The organism is Streptomyces sp. NPDC059009, from assembly GCF_042740175.1.
Taxonomy (GTDB): Bacteria; Actinomycetota; Actinomycetes; order Streptomycetales; family Streptomycetaceae; genus Streptomyces.
This window is the reverse complement of record NZ_JBHYJB010000048.1, coordinates 1-18,818: the sequence shown is the minus strand read 5'-3', so window position 1 is coordinate 18,818 and position 18,818 is coordinate 1. Positions and strand designations below refer to the sequence as shown.

Sequence of the window (18,818 nt, the reverse complement as noted above, 5' to 3'; positions counted from 1 at the left end):
CGCTCTACGATGCGGGACTCCGCTCAGGTGGCAGGCAGGGGGAGCTGTGACGCAGGGGGCGTGCGAGGGCGACGTGATCGCGGACCGCTATCGGCTGGTCCGGGTCCTCGGGTCCGGCGGCATGGGCCGCGTGTGGGAGGCGCACGACGGGCGCCTGGAGACCCGGGTGGCGCTCAAGGAGCTGTGGCTGCGCCCGGAGCTGTCGGCCGCGGAACAGTCCGCGCGGCTCAAGCGCGCCGAACGGGAGGCCCTCAGCGCCGCGCGGCTGCGCGACCATCCGAACGTCGTCACCGTCCACGACGTCGTCATGCACGACGACCGCCCCTGGATCGTGATGCAGCTCGTCAGCGGCGGTACGCTCCAAGACCGCCTCAAGAGCGGGCCGTTGGCGCCGTCCGCCGTCGAGGACATCGCCGCCGCGCTGCTCGCCGCGCTCGGCGCCGCGCACCGTGCGGGCATCGTGCACCGCGACGTGAAGCCCGCCAACGTACTGCTCACCGAGGACCGGCAGATCCTCCTCACCGACTTCGGCATCGCCGCATCCGAGGAGGGTACCTCCCTGACCGTGACGGGCGCGGTCATCGGCTCCGCGCCCTACCTCGCGCCGGAACGCGCCCTGGGGGACCGGGGCGGCACCCCGAGCGACCTCTTCTCGCTGGGCACGACGCTGTACGAGGCGGCGGAGGGGAGCAGCCCGTTCCAGCGGGACACGGCGGCGGCCTCGCTGCACGCGGTCGCGTACGACGACCCGCCGCCGCTGCGTCGTGCCGGGCGCCTCGAACCGCTGATCACGCGTCTGCTCGCGAAGGAGCCGGACGCGCGGCCCTCGATGGAGCAGGCCGAGGAGATGCTCAAGTCGGCGCCGGGGGGCGGGGGTTCGGATGGCACCACCAAGCTGCTGGAAGAGCTGGAAGAGCTGGAAGAGCTGGAAGAGCTGGAAGAGCAGGAAGAGCAGGAAGAGCAGGAAGAGGTGGAGCGCGCGGAACGGACCGAGCGGCCTGAGCGGGCCGGGAGCCCGGGGCGGGCCGGGAGCTGGGGGCGGGCTGAGCGGGCGACGCTGAAGGTCACCAACGACGTCGGCACGCTCCTGCGGCTCCTCGTCGACGACGTGCTCGTCGGGCGCATCCCGGTGGGCCGCACCGGCACCTTCGAGATCGAGGCGGGCGACCGCGACGTGCGCGCGTGGATCACCGGCGGGCCGCGGAGCGCGCCCAACGAGACATACGTGAAGGCGGGGACGACCCTGCGGCTGACGGCTCGCGTGCAGGGGACGGGCCTGGTGCTGACGCCGGGGAGCAGTCTGAGCGCGGCGAGTGCGGGGAGTGCGGCGAGCAGGGGCACGGCGACGTCCCGGCCGAAGCCCCAGGGGACCGCGCGGCAGCAGCCCAAGAGCGGCTCGAGATCCCCGAACAGCGCCCATTCCCCGGGCAGTTCGAAGTCGTCGTCCTCCTCCTCGTCATCCTCCTCCGGCGGCTGCTTCATGGCCGTCGTCGTCGCCCTCGGCCTCGCCCTGCTCCTGTACGCCACCAACCAGGGCTTCTCCGGGTTCGTCAGCCGCGAATGGCACGGCTCCGTCGAGTCGGCCGATGTGGGCGACTGCCTGTACAGGGACGTTTCCATGGGCGACGGCGAGGGCTCGTCCGAGTGGGGCAAGGTGCCCTGCTGGGCGGAGGCCGCCGACTACGAGGTGCGGGTCAAGGGCACCGACCAGCATCTGAAGGTGCTGGGAGAGGAAGCCTGCGGGTCGGGTGTGGCCGCGCGGGAGCGGATCCTGATCAGCGGCGGATATCTGTGCGCCGAGTCGAGGTGACCCGGCCGTCTCGGCGGAGGGGCCGGCCTCTCATCCGCCCGCGAAGAACCGGCCGAGTTCGCGCGCGGCCACCTTCGGGTCCGCCACATGCGACTGGCCCGGCCACGTCGCCCGGCGCGCGTGCGGGATGCTCGCGGCGATCGTGTCGGCGGCCCGGTCGAGGGCCCGGACCCAGAGCGCGGCGTCGGCGGGGCGCTCGTCGCCCGTCACCACGAGGGTCGGCTGGGCGATGCGGGCCAGACGGGCCGTGGGCGGCTGCCCGTCGCCCGCGCAGGCCGCGTCGTAGGCGAGCGTGGGCGCGAGGGGCTCCAGGCCCGGCCAGAAGGGCGCCTTCCGGGCCTCCGCGATGTCTTCCTCGGAGGTGCCCGCCAGGCGCATGAACAGGGCGAGCGCGTCGCCACGGCGGTCCGCTTCCAGGAGTGCGTGCAGCTCGCGGACGTACGCCTGCCACTGGCGGGGCCAGTCCGCCGCCATGTTGTACGGGACTTCGTAGACCGCGAGCTTGCCGATCCCGGGGACTCCGGCCGCGGCGGCTTCGAGGGCGAGCGCGCCGCCGGTCGAGACGCCGTAGACGTGGACCGACCGGCTGTCGGTCCCGTTGACCAGCTCGTTGATCAGCGCCTCCAGGTCCTCGAACTCCCGCTCCAGGGCGTAGGGCAGGGTGTCACCGCTCTCACCCCGGCCCCGGCGGGCGTAGTTGAGCACGGTGAAGTGGGCGGCCAACTCGACGGCGAGCGGGGCGTTCTCGGCGCCGTCGTCCAGGCCCCCGCCGACGAGGACGAGGGCGGGGCCGGCTCCCGTACGGTCGAAGGCGATGGGTGTTCCGTCCCGGGACGTGACGTGGGCCATGCCGTTCCTCCTCGGGTAGCTCGTGTCCACCAGCGCACCGCTTCTCCGCCGATCCGCAAGCCCTCGCACCGGACAAGTCCCGGCGGGCGGTCACACTTCTCCCTCGCGATCCGTCAGGGCAGTGAAAGCGATTCGAATGCCCCAAGGAGACAGTGATGGCAACGCGATCGATCACGGCAGAGGTTCCGATGACCCCGAGGATGACGGAGGACCCGGCGGGGCTCGTTCCCGGGATGGCGGAGGTGTCGGCGGCCCTGTTCAAGGTGACCGGCAACGGTTCGGTGCCGCGCTCGACGATCAGCCTGGTCCAGCTGCGCGCCGGACAGATCGCCGGCAGCACCTACCTGACCGTTCTGCACACGGGATTCCTGAACAAGGCGGGGGAGTCGCAGGAGCGGATCACGTCGGTGGCGTCCTGGCAGGACTCGCCGTACTTCACCGGTGCGGAGCGTGCCGCGCTGGCGCTGGTGGAGGCCGTGCTCCAGCCGACCGCGGACGGCGAGCGGGTCTCCGACGAGCTGTACGCGCTGGCGGCCGAGCACTATGAGCCGAAGGCGCTCGCCACGCTGATGTTCGCGATCGGCCAGGTCAACTTCTTCACCCCCGTGGCCCTCATCGCCAAGCCGGTCCCCGGCCGGTCGTTCACGGATCCGTGGAACTGAGGTCAACTCGGGTCACTGCGCCGAGACCTTGTGGACCGTGGTGTCGTCGGGATCCAGGCGGCGCCCGTCCGCCGAGCGGACCTCCAGGGCGCGCAGGCGCTCTCCCCGGCGGCGGTCGACCAGCTCCGAGTGCGGTTCGCCGGGGGCGAAGAAGTTCTGTTCGCCCCACTGCCGCAGGGCCACGATGACGGGGAACAGCGCCTTGCCCTTCGGCGTCAGCACGTACTCGCGGTAGGCGCTGCCGTCCGAGGCGGGGACGGATTCGAGGACGCCCCCGGCGACGAGGGTGCGCAGGCGCGTGGTGAGGATGTTCTTCGCGACGCCGAGGCTGCGCTGGAACTCCCCGAAGCGCCGGCTGCCGTCGAAGGCGTCCCGCACGATCAGCAGGGACCACCAGTCGCCGATCGCGTCCACGGACCGGGCGACGGGACATTCGCTGTCGTCGAAGCGGGTTCTGGTGACCATGGCGACCGCCCTCTCTTCCTTCCCCAGCTGTGCAGCTCCGATCTGGTTGCAACATGCTACCAGTGGGGCTACCGTCCTCGCTGGTAGCAAGTTGCAACCAGGATGGGGAGGGTGCTGATGTCGGGCAACTGCGTGACGGCGACGGGCCATTGTGATGCCGGTGCGCGGGGGGACGGTGCGCGGGGGGACGGCTCCGAGGAGTTCGTCCTCTCCCGCGCCGTCGTCACCCTCTTCGCCGTCGCCTGCGGCGCCGCCGTCGCCAACGTCTACTTCTCCCAGCCGCTCCTCGTGACCATGGGCGACGACCTCTCCATGAGCCCGGCACTCGTCGGCAGCGTCGTCACCCTCACGCAGGTCGGCTACGGCCTGGGGCTCTTCTTCCTCGTGCCGCTGGGCGACGTGACCGACCGCAGGAGGCTCGTCGTCGCCCAACTGCTGCTCCTCGTCGTGGCGTCGGCGGGCGTGGCCACCGCCCGCACCGCGGCGATCCTGCTCGTGGGCATGGCCGCCACGGGGCTGCTCGCCGTGGTCACGCAGACACTGGTCGCCTTCGCGGCGTCACTGGCCCCGCCCGCCGGACGCGGCCGGGTCGTCGGCCTGGTCACCAGCGGCGTGGTCATCGGCATCCTGCTGGCCCGCACCGTGTCCGGCCTCCTGGCCGACCTGGCGGGCTGGCGCTCCGTCTACGCCGCCTCGGCGGCGCTCACCGCGCTGCTCGCCCTCGTCCTGCACCGCGTGCTGCCGCGCCACGGAGGGGCCACGCCTACGGCCCCGCGCCTCGGCTACGGTCAACTCCTGCGCTCCACCGTCACGTTGTTCGCGGGGGAGCGGCTGCTCCGGCTGCGAGCCCTGTTCGGCCTGCTGGTCTTCGCCTCGTTCAGCACCCTGTGGAGCAGCGTCGCGCTGCCGCTCAGCGAGGCCCCGTACTCCATGTCCCACAGCGAGATCGGGGCGCTGGGCCTGATCGGTGTCGCGGGCGCGTTGGCCGCGAACGCGGCGGGGCGCCTCAACGACCGCGGGCTCTCCCGGCGTACGACCGGCGGCGCGCTGGCCCTGCTGGCCGTCTCGTGGCTGCCCCTGGCCTTCACCCGGAGCTCGCTCTGGGCGCTGTTCCTCGGGGTGCTCCTGCTCGACCTCGCCGTGCAGGCGGTCCATGTCACCAACCAGACGCTGATCTACGCGCTGCACCCGGAGGCGGGCAGCCGGCTGATCGGCGGCTACATGATCTTCTACTCGATCGGCAGCGCGACCGGCGCGATCGCCTCGACGTCCCTTTACGCGGTGGCGGGTTGGGGCGCGGTGTGCGGGCTGGGCGCCGGGTTCAGCTGCCTGGGGCTGGTGCTGTGGGCGTGCACACGGAACAGGCAGGGGTAGGGGCGTGGCCGTTTATGGGCGGCCCGTGAGCCAGGCCGGGGGCAGGACCACCCCGGCCGGTACGGTCTCCCCGTACTGCGGGAGCAGATGGTGCGGCGCCCTGCCGGTCGCGTTCTTGAAGTCGACCGTGCCGCCGAGGAACGCCGCGTTGTCGAAGTCGACCGTGCCTTCGTGGAACGTCGCGCTCTGGAAGTCGACGTCCCCGGCAGCGAACTCCGCCGCGCTGAAGTCGACCCTGCCGCCGGAGAACACCGCCCCGGTGAGGACGACTTCGCTTCCGGAGAACTGCGCGCCGAAGAGGTTGATCCAGCCGTCGGAGAACACCGACCCGGTGAAGAAGACGGTGCCGCCGGAGAACTTGGCCCCGAGGAAGCTGACCCCGCAGCCGGAGAACTGCGCTTTCAGGAGGTGGACCGTGGCACCGCTGAACTTCGCCCCGAGGAAGCTCACTTCACCATCGGAGAAGGCGGCCTCCCGGAAGCTGACCTCGCCCCCGGAGAACACCGCCGAGCCGAAGTTCACCTCCCCTCCGGAGAAGGCCGCCCCGCCGAAGCTGACCTTCCCGCCCGAGAACACCGCCTCACTGAAGTCCCCGCCGTCAAACACCACCCCGGTGAAGTCGAAGTCGTGCCCCTGCCACGAGTGCGGATGCCCGGCCGCCAGCCGCAGGTGATCCCGTACGAGCCGGATGACGGTGTGCCGCACCTCCCGCAGGGCCTGGTACGCGTGCCGGGCCTGCGCGTCGCCGTCGGGGAGGTCGGCCTCCGCGACGTAGGGGAGGCGCAGGTACGCGCACAGGACGTCGATGGCGGTCTGGCGGAGCTCGCGGGTCGGGGCGTCGTCGGCGAGCCCGGCCAGCGCGTGCACGCCGCCGAGGCGCACCGCGGCCGAGTCGTCGCCGAGCTGCGACACCGCCGCGGTGAAGCGTTCGGTGTGCAGGCGCGTGGCGTCCCGCAGCGCGCCGTCCTCGTCGACGCGCTGGCGGCGGTAGGCGACGATCAGGGCCACCAGCGCACCGGCCCCGGCCACCACGCCGAAGGAGAGCTTGACGAGGTCGAACAGCGTCGTGGAGTCGATACGGCGCTCGGGCTTCAACTCCCGTGCTCCCAGCAGGTCCCAGGCGGTGTAGAAGACCCCGGCGGCGACGAGCAGAGCGACGACGAAGGCCAGGGCGAGGACCGTGCCGACGGGCCAGAGCCGCAGGCCGCGCCGCTCTTCGTGCGCACGCTGGGAAAGACGTTGACTCATGGTGGGGTCGACCTCAGCGCACTTGCGGGCAAGTGCGCCCGTACGCCTGGCACTTGGCCTCGAACTCAGGAGGCAGCCAGGTGCCGCCCAGGAGGCGGGGATGCGCGGGGAAGGCGGAATGCGCGGCCAGGACAAAGACCAACGACGCCCAGAAGCTGTGGAGTTGAACCGTCTGGGCCGAGCCGTTGTACATGTCCCGGAAGGAGCACTGGAAGATGTCGGGGGCGACGAGGTCCGCCGTGTCGAGGCCGCTCCAGCCGAGGTCGAGCCAGTTCTGCGGGTGCCCGAAGTAGGCGCGCCGGTCGGTGACGGTCACCTCGCCCTGGCCGTCGGGCACCCAGCGCTCCTGGGCGTTGGCCGCGGCCTGTCGCCGCCGCGCCGCGTTGCCGAGCGCCGTGCCGACCATGCTCCCGATCACGAACCCGGTCCGCCCCACGGCCAGCGTCGAGGTGTGCGTGTAGGAGCCGTCCCCGAGACCCCGCCAGGTGGCGCGGGCGGCGGGCCCCACCGCGAGCGACAGCTCCCCGGGCGCCAGGCGGGCCATCGACGGTATCGGCGTCCGGTCGGCGAGCCGGCCCGCCACGAGGTCCTCGACGACATGGCACGTATAGAGGAGGTGATCGTCCAACGGGGTCCAGGGAGTTGGCCCCCCGATCTGTGGCCACTGCGTGTACGGCCCGCTGTTCACCATCTGCCCCCGTCCGGTCGTCCCACATCGACGACCGACATCGTAAGGACCGGCGGGCGACAACGGCACCGGGCCCCGGCGCAGTGCGGCGCCGGGGCCCGGAGGCATGACGGGGGCGGCGGGGCCGCCCGGCTCAGCTCGCCGGCTCAGACCAGCCGCTCGTACGCCGGAAGCGTCAGGAAGTCCGCGTAGTCGGCGTCCAGGGAGACCTGGAGGAGGAGGTCGTGGGCCTCCTGCCACTTGCCCGCCGCGAAGGCGTCGGCGCCGATCTCCTCGCGGATCTTGCCGAGTTCCTCCGCCGCGACCTTGCGCGCGAGGTCCGCCGTGGCCGTCTCGCCGTTCTCGAAGACGACGCCCGCGTTGATCCACTGCCAGATCTGGGAGCGGGAGATCTCCGCCGTCGCCGCGTCCTCCATGAGGTTGAAGATCGCGACGGCGCCGAGGCCGCGCAGCCACGCCTCGATGTAACGGATGCCGACCTGGACGGCGTTGACGAGGCCGTCGTACGTGGGCTTCGCGTCCAGCGAGTCGATGGCGATCAGGTCGCCGGGGGCCACGGAGACGTCCTCGCGCAGGCGGTCCTTCTGGTTCGGCTTCTCGCCGAGCACCGCGTCGAAGGAGGCCATCGCGATCGGGACCAGGTCGGGGTGGGCGACCCAGGAGCCGTCGAAGCCGTCGCCGGCCTCGCGGTCCTTGTCGTTCTTGACCTTCTCGAACGCGACCTTGTTGACCTCGGCGTCCTTGCGGGACGGGATGAAGGCCGCCATGCCGCCGATGGCGTGGGCGCCGCGCTTGTGGCAGGTGCGGACGAGGAGTTCGGTGTACGCCCGCATGAACGGGGCGGTCATCGTCACCAGGTTGCGGTCCGGCAGGACGAACTTCGAGCCGCCGTCACGGAAGTTCTTGACGATGGAGAAGAGGTAGTCCCAGCGGCCGGCGTTGAGGCCGGACGCGTGGTCGCGCAGCTCGTAGAGGATCTCCTCCATCTGGTACGCGGCCGTGATCGTCTCGATGAGGACGGTGGCGCGGACCGTGCCCTGCGGGATGCCCACGTAGTCCTGCGCGAAGACGAAGATGTCGTTCCAGAGGCGGGCCTCCAGGTACGACTCCGTCTTCGGGAGGTAGAAGTACGGGCCCTTGCCGAGCTCGATGAGGCGCTTGGCGTTGTGGAAGAAGTAGAGGCCGAAGTCGACCAGGGCGCCGGGGACCGGGCGGCCGTCGATCTGCAGGTGGCGCTCGTCGAGGTGCCAGCCACGCGGGCGCATCACGACGGTGGCCAGCTGGTCGGCGTCCTTGAGGGCGTACGACTTGCCGGACCTCGGGTCGGTGAAGTCGATGCGGCGCTCGTAGGCGTCGGCGAGGTTGACCTGGCCGAGGACCACGTTCTCCCAGGTGGGCGCGGAGGCGTCCTCGAAGTCGGCGAGCCAGACCTTGGCGCCCGAGTTGAGGGCGTTGATGGTCATCTTGCGGTCGGTCGGGCCGGTGATCTCGACGCGGCGGTCGTTGAGCGCGGCCGGGGCCGGGGCGACCTTCCAGGAGTCGTCGGCGCGGATCGCGGCGGTCTCCGGCAGGAAGTCCAGGGAGGAGGTGCGGGCGATCTCGGCGCGGCGCTCGGCGCGGCGGGTGAGGAGCTCGTCACGCCGGGGCGTGAACAGCCGGTGCAGCTCGGCCACGAAGGCGAGCGCCGCGTCGGTGAGGACCTCTTCCTGCCGGGGCAGGGGCTCTGCGTCGACGATGGCCAGCGGGGAGGGCGCTGGTGCGGACATGAGCTGTCACTTCCTTCAGCGAGCTACTTCACTACTTCTACAGGCGTGCGCCGTGGCACTGGGTGCCCAGGGCTCCGAGCACCGTCGCAGGCGCTCTCGAAGCGGAAAGGCGCTTCTGAACAGTGGATACTAGTTTCCTCATAGTGGAAGTTCAATGGTTTGTTGACGTCGAGATTCTCTTCGTCGACAGAACATGGCGCTGAGTGCCATGCCGGTCACTCCATGTGGACCGGGCCCGTCCACGGCTCGGGGGCGGGTTCCCGCCTTCCCGTCGCTCACGCGAGGCGGCCCGGGTTCCCCTCGCTCAGGCGAGGCGGCCCAGGTCGGCCTCCGTGTCGATGTCGTACGGCTCCGCGACGTCCCCGCACTCGACGAGCGTCACCGCGTCCGCGTTCTCCTTCAGATACGAGCGTGCGCCCCGATCGCCCACCGCGCTCGCCGCGATGCCCGCCCAGTGCGCGGACCCGAAGAGCACGGGGTGCCCGCGCCGCCCCTCATACGCGGCGGCGGCGAGGGTCTCGGGCGAGCGGTAGGCGGCCCGGACGCGTGCCACCGCGTCCGCGCCGATGCCCGGCTGGTCGACGAGGACGACGAGGGCGGCGGCCGCAGTGGTCCCGTCCGCCCCGATCCCGTCCGCCCCGATCCCGTGCGCCCCGGTCCCGTCCGCCCCGGTCCCGTGCAGGGAGGCGAGCCCCGCACGCAGTGAGGACCCCATGCCCTCCGCCCACTCCGGGTTGTCGACGACGGCGCAGCCCGCCAGCGCGGCCGCCGCCCGCTCCCGTACGACGGCACCGGCCGCCCCGAGCACCACGTGCACCCGCTCGCAGCCGCCCGCCCGCAGCACGTCCACGGCGTGCTCCACGAGGAGGCGGCCGCGGTGTTCCAGGAGGGCCTTGGGCCGCCCGCCGAGCCGCCGCCCGCCGCCCGCGGCGAGCAGCAGGCCCGCGACGGGCGCGGCCGGGCCGGTACCGGGCGAATCCGGTGTACGCGTCATGCCTCCTGGATACCGCAATGCCCCCCGAATCCCACAGGAAAGTGAGGCGTCGGATTCCGGCCACCGAAGTGGCGCCGCCCGTGTCCCGTGGCGTTTACTGGCCCGCGGCCCCCGGGCGTATGACCAGCGCCCGCCGGAGGCCATCTGAACTGGCAAGAGACCGGGCGCGGAACCTCGTAAGAGATCCGGCACGGGAATCACGAGATTCACGGGAATCACGACGGCATCGCACAACGGAGTGCGAGGGGGAGAGCTGTGTTGCGCGGTGTGGGACGGCGGACAGTGGCGGACACCGGTACGGACCCCAGAGTGGCGGAGCTGCGCACCGCCGTGGCCCGGCTGCGCCGTGAACTGGCCGCGCATCCCGCCGAGTTCCCCGACCGCGCGATCGCCGAGGACGAGCTGGCCGCGCTCGCCGCGATGGCCGCGGGCGGCCTCCCCGAGGTCCCGCGCCTGCGCCGCTCCCTGCTTCTGGTCGCCGCGGCGATCGGCTCGGTGAGCGCCCTGACGGCCGCGCTCGGCGGGGTGCGGGCCGCCGTGGACCTCTTCGGCGAGCCCTCTCGATAGCGCTGCCGCTTGCCCTCCAGGCCGCCCCACCTGCCCCTGCAGTTGCCCAAATAGTCCGCCTGAACGAACAGTTCACGCCACCCAGTGCGGGTGGCCGTCCTCCCGTACCGTCGCGGGCAGCCCGCCCGCGAGCGCGGCCGCGAGCCGTCGCACCCCCTCCTCGCCGACCTCGGCGCGCGCCGTGAAGGGGATCCGGAGCCGGTGCTCGTGCGTGCCGGGGTCGGCCCCGAACCGGGCCCCGCTCTCGATCCGTACGCCATGGGCGAGCGCGGCCTGCGCGAGCGCCGAGGCGACCGGCTGCCCCAGGTCCACCCAGAGCGAGAGCCCGCCGGCCGGCAGCCGCCACCGCCACTCCGGCAGATGGTGCGTGAGCGCGGCGGCGAGGGAGTCGCGCTGGGCCCGCAGCAGCGGCAGGCGCTGACGCAGCACGTCGTCCGTGCGCTCCAGCAGATGCAGCGTGATCAACTGCTCGATGACGGGCGTCGCCATGTCGGAGGGCACGCGCGCGGTCGCCAGCTCGGTGATCAGCCGCGACCCGGCCCGCACCCACCCCACCCGCAGCCCGCCCCAGTGCGTCTTGCTCAACCCGCCCACGGTGACGATCTGTTCGGCCGCCCCGTGCGGCGCGTGCGCGGCGAAGGGCGCGGGCGGCGGCACGTCGAGCGCGATGTCCGAGATGGTCTCGTCGACGACCAGCCAGGTGCCGGTGGCCCGCGCGGTCCCGATCACCTTCCGGCGCTGATCCTCCGGCATCAGGGCGCCCGTCGGATTCTGGAAGTCCGGCACGAGATACGCCATGCGGGGCGCCGCCTGCCGCAGCGTGGACTCCACCAGGTCGGTGTCCCAGCCCTCGGTGGTCACCGGCACCGGCGTGGCCCGCAGCCCCTGGCGGCGCATCGCGTCCAGGGCATTCGGGTACGACGGGTTCTCCACGAGGACCCGGTCACCGGCCCGCCCGAGAAGGGAGAGCGTGAGGGACAGGGCGTGCTGGGCTCCCGTGGTCACCAGCACCTGATCGGGAAGAGTCGGCAGCCCCCTCCTTGTGAACCGCTCGGCGATGGCGGCCCGCAACTCCGGCAGCCCGTAAGGGTGGTAGCCCGGGGTCGGGGCATGCCGGGCCAGCTGCTCCCCGGCCGCGGCGAACGCGTCGGCGAGCTCGGCGCGGGGTGCTCCGGGCGCCGCCGAGGCCAGCTCGATCATCCCGTCACCGACCGGGAAGGCGGCCAGATTGGCGGGCCTGCTCCCCTCGGGCAGCTCGGTCCAGGTCCCCGCCCCCCGCCGGCTGCGCGCGAACCCGCCCTCCCGCAGCACGTCATAGGCGGCGGTGACGGTGGCCCGGCTCACACCGAGCGCGACCGCGAACTCCCGCTCGGCGGGCAGCCGCGTGTGCAGCGGAATGCGCCCGTCGAGCAGCAGCGTCCGCACGCTCTGCGCGAGCGCGCGATACCCCGGGTGCTCCCCGCCCGCGGCCGTGACGAGCCCCGCCAGCTGCCTGCTGCCGAGCCGCCTGTCCACGGAGTGGACCACTCGTGCCTCTGCCATGCCAACTCCTGCGTATTGGCCCTGCCATCCAGGCCAATGAGAGTACAGAGTCGGGTGTGTTGGCACGGAAAGGGGAGGCGGAAGTGCGTACGGAGAGCACGGGGACGGGGACAACGGAGAAGGAGGAAGCGGCGAGAGGGCGCGTCGTCGTCGGAGTGACCGGCTCACTCGCGAGCCTCGCGGCGCTGCGGGCGGCCGCGGCGGAGGCCAGGAACAGCGGCCGTCCGCTGCTCGCGGTCCTGGCCTGGGAGCCGCCGGAGGGGGAGGCCCTGTACCTGCGCCACCCCGACAAAGAGTGGGCCGCGCACTGGAAGGCCGAGGCGCGGGCGCGCCTGGACCGGGCCTTCGACGAGGTCTTCGGGGGTGCGCCGGGGGGCGTCGAGGTGGAACGGTGGGTGGTGCGGGGGCGCCCGGCGGCCGCGTTGTGCGACATGGCGCCGGGGGAGGACGACTTGCTGGTGGTGGGGTCCCGTCCGCACGCGCGGCGTGGGGGTGGCCGGGTGCGGCGGCGGGTGCTGCGGAGGGCGGTGTGCGGGGTCCTCGTGGTCCGGGCGCCCGAGGTGCCGAAGGGGCTTGGGCGGGCGCTGCGGAAGGTGTCGGCACAGGACTTCGTGACGGTGGGCTGACCGGGCCGGTGCGGGTGGGCAGCGGGGCGCCGCGACGCGGTGACCGGGGTCACACCCGGCTCCTGTCAGCAATCGGGGCGCCGTCTCGTTCAGGAGGCACGCGAACGAGACAGGAGCAACGCCATGAAGCACCGCATCGTGGTCCTCGGCGCCGGATACGCCGGGGCCTTCGCCGCCGGCAGCCTGGCCCGCCGGCTGTCGCCCGCCGACACCGAGATCACCGTCGTCAACGCCGTGCCCGACTTCGTGGAGCGGATGCGGCTCCACCAGCTCGCGAGCGGCCGGGACCTCCCGGTCCGCAGGCTCACCGACATGTTCGCGGGCACCGGCGTAGGGCTGCGCCTGGCGCACGTGACCGGCATCGACCCCGAGCGCCGTACCGTCGCCGTGACCGGCGAGGACGGCGACGGCCAACTCCCGTACGACACGCTCGTCCACGCGCTCGGCAGCTCCGTCGCCGACCAGGGCGTCCCCGGCGTGCACGAGTACGCCTTCGATGTGACCGGCCGGTCCTCGGCGCTGCGGCTGCGCGAGCGCCTGGCCGGGCTCGAAGCGGGCGGCAGCGTGCTGGTCGTCGGCGAGGGGCTGACCGGCATCGAGACCGTCACCGAGATCGCCGACGCGCGGCCCGATCTCTCGGTCGCGCTCGCCGCCCGTGACGAGCCGGGCGGCTGGCTCTCTCCTCAGGCCCGCCGCCACCTGAGCCGCGCCTTCGACCGGCTCGGCATCACCGTCCACGAGCACACCGGCATCGACGCCGTCGAACCGGACCGGGCGATCGCCGCCGACGGCAGGTCGCTGCCGGCCGACGCGACCGTGTGGACGGCCGGGTTCGCCGTGCACCCCATCGCCACCGCCAGCGGCCTGGAGGTCGCGGCGACCGGCCAGATCGCCGCGGACCGCACCCTGCGCTCGGTCTCGCACCCGGACGTCTACGCGGCCGGTGACTGCGCCTTCGTGATCGGCGACAACGGCCGGCCGATGCCGATGTCCTGCGCCTCGGCGGGCTTCACCGCCATGCAGGCGACCGCCGCGATCGTCGCGCGCCTCACGGACGGCGAGGTCCCGACCGTGGGGCTGAAGTACCCGGGCAACCACATCAGCCTGGGGCGGCGGGACGCGATCTTCCAGATGGTGGGCCGGGACGTCCGGTCGAAGTCCTGGTACCTGGGCGGCCGCACCGCCGCCCGCCTCAAGTCGGGCGTGCTCACCGGGGCCGGCTGGAGTATCGCCCACCCGACCTACGGCATGCCGAAGCGCAGGCACCGCCTGGCCACCGAGCCCGAGCGGGTCACCGGTGTGCGGGTCGCCGCCTAGGCTGCGCCGCATGGACAGTGCAGCCCTCGACCGATTCGAGGCCGGCCGGGGACGCCTTGCCTCGCTGGCGTACCGTCTGCTCGGCTCGGCGGCCGACGCGGAGGACGCCGTGCAGGACGCGTTCCTGCGCTGGCAGGCCGCGGACCGGGAACACATCGTGGTACCGGAGGCGTGGCTGACCAAGGTCGTCACCAACCTCTGCCTCGACCGGCTCCGCTCGGCGCAGGTGCGGCACGAGCGTGCGGCCGGCGCCTGGCTGCCCGAGCCGCTCCTCGAGGGCGACCCGATGCTCGGCCCGGCCGACACCTTCGAGCAGCGAGAATCGGTGTCCTTGGCCGTGCTGACCCTCATGGAGCGCCTCGCGCCGGTCGAGCGGGCCGCCTACGTGCTGCGCGAGGCGTTCTCGTACCCCCACGCCGAGATCGCCGGGATCCTCGACATCACCGAGTCCGCGAGCCAGCAGCACGTCCACCGGGCCCGCCGCCGGGTCGCCGCCGAGCGTCGCGGCGGCGGCGAGGTGGACCCCGCGTCCGCGCGCCGGATCGTGGAGGAGTTCCTCACCGCCGCCGTGTCGGGGCGCACCGAACGGCTGGTGGAGATGCTCACCGCCGACGCGACCGCGGTCTCGGACGGCGCCGGACTGGCCAGGCGGCTGCTGCGGTACACGTCGCGCGAGCGCATCGCCTCCTTCGTACGGGCCGGCTTCAAGGCCACCCCGGCGAAGCGGCGCCTCGCCGGCGGCACCCCCGCGATGCACATCGCGCTGGTCAACGGCGTCCCCGCCGTCCTCGCCGTGGTCGGGGACCGGGTCGTGGGCGCGGTGGCGTTCGGCGTCGGTGACGGCAAGGTCGTGTCCCTGTACGGCATCGCCGCCGGCGACCGGCTCACGCGCCTCAACGAGACGTGGCGGCAGCGCGAACCCGACGCGCCGCCGGTCATCAGCGCGTGGTGACCGGCCGCTGCCTGATCGACACGGCGGTCCCTAGGCCCGCCGGATCAGCCCCCGCTCCGTCGCCACCGCCACGGCTGCCGTCCGCGAGTCCACCCCCAACTTCGCGTAGATGTGCACCAGATGGGACTTCACCGTCGCCTGGCTCAGGAACAGTTCCTTGCTGATCTGCTGGTTGGAGAGGCCGGCGCGGACGAGGTGCAGGACTTCGAGTTCGCGGCGGCTCAGGGCCTCGGCGGGCGCCCTCATGCGGTCCATCAGGCGGTGGGCGATCGCGGGGGCGAGGGCGGAGCGCCCCGAGGCCGCCGTGCGTACCGCCGCGGCCAGTTCCTCGGGCGGGGCGTCCTTGAGGAGGTAGCCCGCCGCGCCCGCCTCGACCGCCGCCAGGATGTCCGCGTCGGTGTCGTACGTGGTGAGGACGAGCACCCGCGGCGCCCCCTCGCGCGCGGTGATCGCCGCCGTGGCCTCGGAGCCGTGCATCCCGGCGCCGAACTGGAGGTCCATGAGCACGACGTCCACGTCGCCTTCGGCGGCCCGTTCCGCCGCGGCCTCGGCGGTGGCGGCCTCCGCGACGATCGTGAAGTCCGGCTCGGCGTCGAGGACGGCGCGCAGGCCCGCGCGGACCACGGGGTGGTCGTCGGCGAGGAGCAGACGGATGGTGGTCATGCCGAGTGCTCCTGGGGGCGGGCCGGGCGGGCGGGCAGCGGCAGGGACATCGCCACGGCGGTGCCCTGTCCGGCGGCGGACTCGACGGTGAACGTGCCGCCCAGGGACTCGGCGCGCGAGCGCATCGCGGGCAGCCCGAACCCGCCCTCCGCCACCCGGGGTACGCGCTCCGCTCCCGGGTCGAACGGGTCGAAGCCCCGCCCGTCGTCCACCACGTCCAGCGTCACCGAGGAGTCCATGAACGTGAGCGTGATCTCCGCCCGCTCGGCCTCCGCGTGCCGCACCGTGTTGGCGAGCGCGGACTGGGCGACGCGCAGCAGGGCCACCTCGTACGGGGTCGGGAGCTCGGTCGGGGTGCCGCTCACCGTGCAGCGGACCCGGGGCGTGGTGCTGGACTCGCACAGCCGCCGCAGCGCCCCGGCGAGCGAGTCGTGCGCGAGGTCGGGCGGGGTGAGGGCGCGGACGAAGCGGCGGGCCTCGGCGAGGTTGTCCTGCGCGGCGGTGCGGGCCTGCTCGATGTGCGCGGCGGCGGGGGAGCCGGAGGGCAGCGCGCGCTGGGCCGCCCGCAGGAGGAGCTGGATCGAGGAGAGGCCCTGGGCCAGGGTGTCGTGGATCTCGCGGGCCAGGCGCTCGCGCTCGGCGAGGGTGCCCGCGGTGCGTTCGGCGGCGGCGAGCTCGGCGCGGGTGGCGATGAGCTCGTCGATGAGCTCACGGCGGCGTTCGCTCTCGCGGTACAGCGCCTCGTAGCCGAGGACGACCGCGACGGCGACGGCCCCTCCGAGCAAGGGGCCTATGAAGGAGCCCGGCGTGACCTCCGCGCCGTGCAGCAGGAAGCTCGCGATCGCGGCGGCCGCTGTCGCCGCGACGGCGGGCAGCCCCCAGCGCAGCGGCAGCAGGTGCAGCTGGAGGAAGTAGAGCGGGAAGGCGAGCCAGAGCCCGTCGGGCGAGAGGGCGAGCAGCGCCAGCCAGGTCGCGCCGAGCGCGGCGAGCCAGAGTGCCGCGGTGGGCTGCGCCTGCCCTACGGAGGGCCGGGCGGCGCCCAAGGCGTAGACGGCGCCCATGACCACGGCCGCGGTGACGACGGCCGCCGGCCGCGGCGCGTCGCCGGTCAGCGCCCGCACCACCACGAGGCACAGCAGCCCGACGAGCAGGGCGTGCAACGAGAGGCGCAGGGCGCGGGCCACGGGGGTGTGCTGTGCGGGCTTCATGGTCACCTCCAGCGTAAGCGGAGCCCCTCCGCCGCAGGCCCGGAGGCCGAAGCGCCCCGCCCCGCACGCAGAGCCCCCGCCACCGTAAGCCGGGCCCGCCCCACCTCCGTCAACCAAAAGTTTGAAGCCCGCCTCCCTCCTTCGATTCGGGTGAAGCGTGCCGTGGCGCGATGCCCGGGCGGGGGCCCGGCACGCAGGGTGGGGGCCATGTTCGTCGCATGGAGAGACCTGCGGTTCGCCAAGGGGCGGTTCGCCCTGATGGGAACCGTCGTCGTGCTGATCACCCTCCTCGTCGGCCTGCTGTCGGGGCTCACCGCGGGGCTCGCCCGCGAGAACACCTCGGCGATCACGGGCCTGCCCGCGGACCACCTCGCGTTCGCCGCGCCGCCGGGCGGCCAGTCCGTCTCCTTCACCAACTCCCAGGTAGAGCGGCGCACCTGGGCGGAGTGGGCCGGGCAGCCCGGCGTGCGCTCGGCGGAGCCCATCGGGATCAGCACCCTGAACGCCACGGCGGGGGACCGGGCCGCCTCCGGGAAGCGATCCGCCGCCGTGTCCGCCTTCGGCGTCGCGCCGGACTCGGGGATCGCGCCCCGGGGAATCGGGCCGGGGCAGCTCGTGCTCTCCGAGAAGGCGGCGGACGAGCTCGGGGTCCGGGTCGGCGACACGGTGCGGCTCGGCGGCGCGGTCGAAGGGCGCGTCGCACGCATCGCGGGCACCGCCTCGTACAGCCATACGCCCGTCGTCTGGACCGCCCTCGACGACTGGCAGCGGCTCGGCCACCGCGGCACGGACCGCGGCGACCAGGCGACCGTCATCGCCCTGCGCACCAGCGGGGACACTGACCTCGCGGCGGGCGACAAGGCCGCCGGGACCGAGACGAAGTCCCTGGACGGTGCGCTCACCGCCATCGGCTCCTACCAGGCCGAGAACGGCTCGCTCCAGCTGATGCGCGGCTTCCTCTTCGTCATCTCCGCGCTGGTGATAGGGGCGTTCTTCACGGTGTGGACGATCCAGCGAGCGGGGGACATCGCCGTTCTGAAGGCGCTGGGGGCCTCCACCCCGTATCTGCTGCGGGACGCCCTCGGGCAGGCGCTGGTCATGCTCGCCGCCGGTACGGCCGCGGGCACCGGGATCGCGGTCGCGGTCGGCGGCCTGATCAGCGGCGGCGACGTGCCCTTCGTCCTGGACCCGCCGACCGTCCTGTGGCCCGCCGCCGTGATGATCGCCCTCGGCGCGCTGGGCGCCGGGCTCTCCGTACGCCGGATCACCGCCGTCGACCCCCTGACCGCGCTGGGAAGCGCCCGATGACCCGTACCGCTCCGGCCCTCACCGCACTCACCGCCCTCACCGCCCTGGGACGTGCCCGATGAGCCTCACGCTCGAAGACATCACGCTGACCTACCCCGACGGGGACAGCCGGCTCACCGCCCTCGACGCCGTGAGCCTCGACGTCCCGGCCGGGACCCTCACCGCCGTCGTCGGCCCCTCCGGCTCCGGCAAATCCAGCCTGCTCGCGGTCGCCGCGACGCTGGTGACGCCCGACCAGGGGCGCGTGTGCGTCGACGGTACGGAGACGGGGGCGCTGTCCCGGTCCGAGCGGGCCGAGCTGCGGCGGCGCCGGATGGGCATCGTGTTCCAGCAGCCGAACCTGCTGGGCTCGCTCACGGCGGTCGAGCAGCTCCAGCTGATGGCACACCTGGACGGGCGGCGGCCGCGCGAAGTCCGTTCCCGGGCAAGGGAGTTGCTCGCGGCGGTGGGACTCGCGGACCAGGCGCACCGCAGGCCGCACCAGCTCTCCGGCGGCCAGCGGCAGCGGATCGGGATCGCGCGGGCGCTGATGAACGAGCCCGCGGTACTGCTCGTGGACGAGCCCACCAGCGCGCTCGACCACGAGCGGGGAGCGGCGGTGATGGACCTGCTGGCCCGTCTGACGCGGGAGCGGGAGACGGCGACGGTCCTCGTGACGCATGACCGGGCGCGGCTCGCTGTCGCGGACCGGGTGGTGGAGCTGGTGGACGGACGGGTAGGGGCACCTGTCAGCCTGTCCGGCGATTGAGGACGAGGCCGTTCAGGCCGATACGGGGGTC

General features: G+C 73.2%; 18 protein-coding genes. 9 read left to right on the top strand and 9 right to left on the bottom strand.

Translation table 11 applies throughout. The annotated features are described in order from the left end of the window. The first annotated feature begins 46 nt into the window (after positions 1-46). The gene (locus tag ACFWYM_RS36780; RefSeq protein ID WP_384847196.1) at positions 47-1,810 is read left to right on the top strand and encodes a serine/threonine-protein kinase; all 1,764 of its coding nucleotides are present in this window, start codon (positions 47-49) and stop codon (positions 1,808-1,810) included. 30 nt (positions 1,811-1,840) lie between these two features. Here the strand turns inward: ACFWYM_RS36780 and ACFWYM_RS36775 are convergent, their stop codons facing one another. Further along, the gene (locus ACFWYM_RS36775) at positions 1,841-2,659 is read right to left on the bottom strand and encodes an alpha/beta fold hydrolase (RefSeq protein ID WP_384847194.1); all 819 of its coding nucleotides are present in this window, start codon (positions 2,657-2,659) and stop codon (positions 1,841-1,843) included. Positions 2,660-2,814: 155 nt separating this feature from the next. Between ACFWYM_RS36775 and ACFWYM_RS36770 the strand changes: the two genes are divergently transcribed. Then, positions 2,815-3,321: a carboxymuconolactone decarboxylase family protein gene (locus ACFWYM_RS36770; protein ID WP_384847192.1), complete on the top strand. Its 507-nt coding sequence runs from the start codon at positions 2,815-2,817 to the stop codon at positions 3,319-3,321. A 12-nt stretch (positions 3,322-3,333) separates the two neighbouring features. Here the strand turns inward: ACFWYM_RS36770 and ACFWYM_RS36765 are convergent, their stop codons facing one another. Then, the gene (locus tag ACFWYM_RS36765) at positions 3,334-3,786 is read right to left on the bottom strand and encodes a winged helix-turn-helix transcriptional regulator (RefSeq protein WP_384847190.1); all 453 of its coding nucleotides are present in this window, start codon (positions 3,784-3,786) and stop codon (positions 3,334-3,336) included. A gap of 117 nt (positions 3,787-3,903) precedes the next feature. Here ACFWYM_RS36765 and ACFWYM_RS36760 point away from each other — a divergent pair, with 117 nt between their 5' ends. Continuing rightward, entirely contained in the window at positions 3,904-5,160 is a 1,257-nt protein-coding gene (locus ACFWYM_RS36760) for an MFS transporter (protein WP_384847188.1), read from the top strand. A gap of 12 nt (positions 5,161-5,172) precedes the next feature. On the opposite strand, the gene ACFWYM_RS36755 is transcribed toward ACFWYM_RS36760, so the two are convergent. The 4 genes from ACFWYM_RS36755 to ACFWYM_RS36740 all read right to left on the bottom strand — a co-directional run bounded on the left by ACFWYM_RS36755 (position 5,173) and on the right by ACFWYM_RS36740 (position 9,856). Beyond that, positions 5,173-6,408 carry a pentapeptide repeat-containing protein gene (locus ACFWYM_RS36755; protein WP_384847186.1) on the bottom strand — a complete coding sequence of 412 codons (1,236 nt, stop codon included), beginning with the start codon at positions 6,406-6,408 and terminating at the stop codon, positions 5,173-5,175. 13 nt (positions 6,409-6,421) lie between these two features. After that, complete coding sequence (locus tag ACFWYM_RS36750) at positions 6,422-7,036, bottom strand: hypothetical protein (RefSeq protein ID WP_384847184.1); 615 nt, start codon at positions 7,034-7,036, stop codon at positions 6,422-6,424. A 206-nt stretch (positions 7,037-7,242) separates the two neighbouring features. Further along, the gene (aceB, locus tag ACFWYM_RS36745; RefSeq protein WP_384847182.1) at positions 7,243-8,862 is read right to left on the bottom strand and encodes a malate synthase A; all 1,620 of its coding nucleotides are present in this window, start codon (positions 8,860-8,862) and stop codon (positions 7,243-7,245) included. A gap of 304 nt (positions 8,863-9,166) precedes the next feature. Continuing rightward, the gene (locus ACFWYM_RS36740) at positions 9,167-9,856 is read right to left on the bottom strand and encodes an NTP transferase domain-containing protein (RefSeq protein ID WP_384847180.1); all 690 of its coding nucleotides are present in this window, start codon (positions 9,854-9,856) and stop codon (positions 9,167-9,169) included. A 255-nt stretch (positions 9,857-10,111) separates the two neighbouring features. Here ACFWYM_RS36740 and ACFWYM_RS36735 point away from each other — a divergent pair, with 255 nt between their 5' ends. After that, positions 10,112-10,423, top strand: a complete 312-nt coding sequence (locus ACFWYM_RS36735; RefSeq protein ID WP_384847178.1) for a DUF5955 family protein — start codon at positions 10,112-10,114, stop codon at positions 10,421-10,423. A 72-nt stretch (positions 10,424-10,495) separates the two neighbouring features. On the opposite strand, the gene ACFWYM_RS36730 is transcribed toward ACFWYM_RS36735, so the two are convergent. Then, complete coding sequence (locus tag ACFWYM_RS36730; protein ID WP_384847176.1) at positions 10,496-11,965, bottom strand: PLP-dependent aminotransferase family protein; 1,470 nt, start codon at positions 11,963-11,965, stop codon at positions 10,496-10,498. An 83-nt stretch (positions 11,966-12,048) separates the two neighbouring features. On the opposite strand from ACFWYM_RS36730, the gene ACFWYM_RS36725 reads away from it, so the two are divergent. The 3 genes from ACFWYM_RS36725 to ACFWYM_RS36715 all read left to right on the top strand — a co-directional run bounded on the left by ACFWYM_RS36725 (position 12,049) and on the right by ACFWYM_RS36715 (position 14,860). Beyond that, positions 12,049-12,591, top strand: coding sequence for a universal stress protein (locus ACFWYM_RS36725; RefSeq protein WP_384847174.1), 543 nt, complete (start codon positions 12,049-12,051; stop codon positions 12,589-12,591). Positions 12,592-12,714: 123 nt separating this feature from the next. Beyond that, positions 12,715-13,908 carry an NAD(P)/FAD-dependent oxidoreductase gene (locus ACFWYM_RS36720; RefSeq protein ID WP_384847172.1) on the top strand — a complete coding sequence of 398 codons (1,194 nt, stop codon included), beginning with the start codon at positions 12,715-12,717 and terminating at the stop codon, positions 13,906-13,908. A 10-nt stretch (positions 13,909-13,918) separates the two neighbouring features. Continuing rightward, a complete protein-coding gene (locus ACFWYM_RS36715) occupies positions 13,919-14,860 on the top strand; it encodes a sigma-70 family RNA polymerase sigma factor (protein ID WP_384847170.1) in 942 nt (313 codons plus the stop codon). A gap of 30 nt (positions 14,861-14,890) precedes the next feature. On the opposite strand, the gene ACFWYM_RS36710 is transcribed toward ACFWYM_RS36715, so the two are convergent. Both ACFWYM_RS36710 and ACFWYM_RS36705 read right to left on the bottom strand, forming a co-directional pair. Further along, positions 14,891-15,523, bottom strand: a complete 633-nt coding sequence (locus tag ACFWYM_RS36710) for a response regulator (protein WP_384847168.1) — start codon at positions 15,521-15,523, stop codon at positions 14,891-14,893. Beyond that, positions 15,520-16,731, bottom strand: a complete 1,212-nt coding sequence (locus tag ACFWYM_RS36705) for a sensor histidine kinase (protein WP_384847166.1) — start codon at positions 16,729-16,731, stop codon at positions 15,520-15,522. Before ACFWYM_RS36705 ends, ACFWYM_RS36710 begins: the two co-directional genes overlap by 4 nt. Positions 16,732-16,938: 207 nt before the next feature. Here ACFWYM_RS36705 and ACFWYM_RS36700 point away from each other — a divergent pair, with 207 nt between their 5' ends. Both ACFWYM_RS36700 and ACFWYM_RS36695 read left to right on the top strand, forming a co-directional pair. Then, on the top strand, positions 16,939-18,039 hold the full coding sequence (locus ACFWYM_RS36700) for an ABC transporter permease (RefSeq protein WP_384847164.1): 1,101 nt from the start codon (positions 16,939-16,941) through the stop codon (positions 18,037-18,039). A 58-nt stretch (positions 18,040-18,097) separates the two neighbouring features. Continuing rightward, a complete protein-coding gene (locus ACFWYM_RS36695) occupies positions 18,098-18,787 on the top strand; it encodes an ABC transporter ATP-binding protein (protein WP_384847163.1) in 690 nt (229 codons plus the stop codon). Positions 18,788-18,818: the final 31 nt, after the last annotated feature.

What these genes read in the sequence shown, in the direction of transcription:
- ACFWYM_RS36760 (WP_384847188.1), top strand. Translation starts at nt 3,904, where the DNA reads ATGTCGGGCAACTGCGTGACGGCGACGGGCCATTGTGATGCCGGTGCG.
- ACFWYM_RS36770 (WP_384847192.1), top strand. Translation starts at nt 2,815, where the DNA reads ATGGCAACGCGATCGATCACGGCAGAGGTTCCGATGACCCCGAGGATG.
- ACFWYM_RS36765 (WP_384847190.1), bottom strand. Translation starts at nt 3,786, where the DNA reads ATGGTCACCAGAACCCGCTTCGACGACAGCGAATGTCCCGTCGCCCGG.
- aceB (WP_384847182.1), bottom strand. Translation starts at nt 8,862, where the DNA reads ATGTCCGCACCAGCGCCCTCCCCGCTGGCCATCGTCGACGCAGAGCCC.
- ACFWYM_RS36715 (WP_384847170.1), top strand. Translation starts at nt 13,919, where the DNA reads ATGGACAGTGCAGCCCTCGACCGATTCGAGGCCGGCCGGGGACGCCTT.
- ACFWYM_RS36730 (WP_384847176.1), bottom strand. Translation starts at nt 11,965, where the DNA reads ATGGCAGAGGCACGAGTGGTCCACTCCGTGGACAGGCGGCTCGGCAGC.
- ACFWYM_RS36775 (WP_384847194.1), bottom strand. Translation starts at nt 2,659, where the DNA reads ATGGCCCACGTCACGTCCCGGGACGGAACACCCATCGCCTTCGACCGT.
- ACFWYM_RS36740 (WP_384847180.1), bottom strand. Translation starts at nt 9,856, where the DNA reads ATGACGCGTACACCGGATTCGCCCGGTACCGGCCCGGCCGCGCCCGTC.
- ACFWYM_RS36705 (WP_384847166.1), bottom strand. Translation starts at nt 16,731, where the DNA reads ATGAAGCCCGCACAGCACACCCCCGTGGCCCGCGCCCTGCGCCTCTCG.
- ACFWYM_RS36720 (WP_384847172.1), top strand. Translation starts at nt 12,715, where the DNA reads ATGAAGCACCGCATCGTGGTCCTCGGCGCCGGATACGCCGGGGCCTTC.
- ACFWYM_RS36755 (WP_384847186.1), bottom strand. Translation starts at nt 6,408, where the DNA reads ATGAGTCAACGTCTTTCCCAGCGTGCGCACGAAGAGCGGCGCGGCCTG.
- ACFWYM_RS36700 (WP_384847164.1), top strand. Translation starts at nt 16,939, where the DNA reads ATGTTCGTCGCATGGAGAGACCTGCGGTTCGCCAAGGGGCGGTTCGCC.
- ACFWYM_RS36695 (WP_384847163.1), top strand. Translation starts at nt 18,098, where the DNA reads ATGAGCCTCACGCTCGAAGACATCACGCTGACCTACCCCGACGGGGAC.
- ACFWYM_RS36710 (WP_384847168.1), bottom strand. Translation starts at nt 15,523, where the DNA reads ATGACCACCATCCGTCTGCTCCTCGCCGACGACCACCCCGTGGTCCGC.